At 68.8% G+C, this 1,279-nt stretch carries 1 protein-coding gene; it reads left to right on the top strand.

The window, feature by feature from the left end:
* Positions 1-121: 121 nt before the first annotated feature.
* Positions 122-1,279, top strand: a 1,158-nt coding sequence (locus tag ACZ7L1_RS39230; protein ID WP_471444496.1) for an ISL3 family transposase, incomplete at its 3' end; no start/stop codon positions are given.

The raw sequence follows: 1,279 nt of genomic DNA, 5'->3' as shown, positions 1-1,279 counted from the left end.
GGTTCTGGTCCAACTTCTGTGGTGTGCCTACTCCCTGTGACTGTTGATCTTGCTGGTAGATCTCGCGAGATCGTCTGGAAACTGCTGGTGGCGACAACGTTCGGGCTGATGGTTCTGGGCTGTGCGCGAGGTACTGCTTCGGCTGGAAGAGCTGCTCTTCCTGGCGGATCCGGGGATCAGGGTGGAGTCGGTGCAGGACGATGGCGAGGTGATTCGGGTCGGTGTCAGGTGCCGGACGGCTGGGGCTCGGTGTCCGGGTTGTGGGAGCTGGTCGGGGCGGGTGCACGGCTCCTACCTCCGGTTTCCAGCTGACCTCCCTGTGGCGGGACGGCGGGTGGTGCTGCGGCTTCGTGTGCGGCGCTTCACGTGCGAGGACGTCTCCTGTGTGCGGCGGACGTTCGTCGAGCAGGTCGCGGGCCTGACCCGGCGATACAGCCAGCGGACCGAACGCATGCGGTCAGTCCTGGCCGAGGTCGGCCTCGCATTGGCCGGCCGTGCCGGTGCCAGGCTGGCCGACGTCTTCGGGGCGAGGATCAGCCGGAATACGGTCCTGCGGCTGGTCGACGCCCTCCCGGAACCCCAGCCACAGGTCCCGCGGGTGGTCGGCGTCGACGAGTACGCGATGCGAAAAGGCCGTGTCTACGGGACTGTGCTGGTCGACGTCGAGACACGCAGGCCGATTGACCTGCTGCCGGATCGTGAGGCGGGCACTGTCGCGGCCTGGCTGGCCGAACGCCCGGGGATCGAGGTCGTCTGCCGTGACCGGGCTCCGTTCTTCGCCGAGGGGGCCAGGACCGGGGCGCCCACTGCGGTCCAGGTCGCCGACCGGTTCCACCTGTGGCGCAACCTCGGCGAAGCGGCCGAGCGGTGTGTCTCCCGCCACCGCCCGTGCCTCCGTGCGACCTTCGTAGAGTCGGTGCCGGAGAAGGCGGCGGCCCCGGCCGAGAGCGGGTCGCCATGGCCGACCGGGCACCGTTTCGCGGATCGCACCCGGGCCAAGCACGCCACCGTCCACGCGCTGTTGATTGCCGGCCACAGCCGACGCTCGATCCAGCGCCAGCTCGGCATGACCTACCGAACCGTCCAACGGCTGGCCGACGCCGCCAGACCGGAAGACCTGTTCCAGGGGCAGTGGCAGCACCGCCCCACCAAGCTCGACGACTTCAAGCCCTACCTGCACGAGCGATGGGCCGAAGGCTGCACGAACGCCTGGACCCTCTGGGAAGAGATCAAGGCTCACGGCTACACAGGCGGATACGGCGCCGTCCGCGCTTACCTC

It is taken from the genome of Streptomyces sp. NPDC107546 (assembly GCF_055639175.1).
The sequence above is the reverse complement of the archived record's forward strand: the minus strand, read 5'-3'. Positions and strand labels throughout refer to the sequence as shown.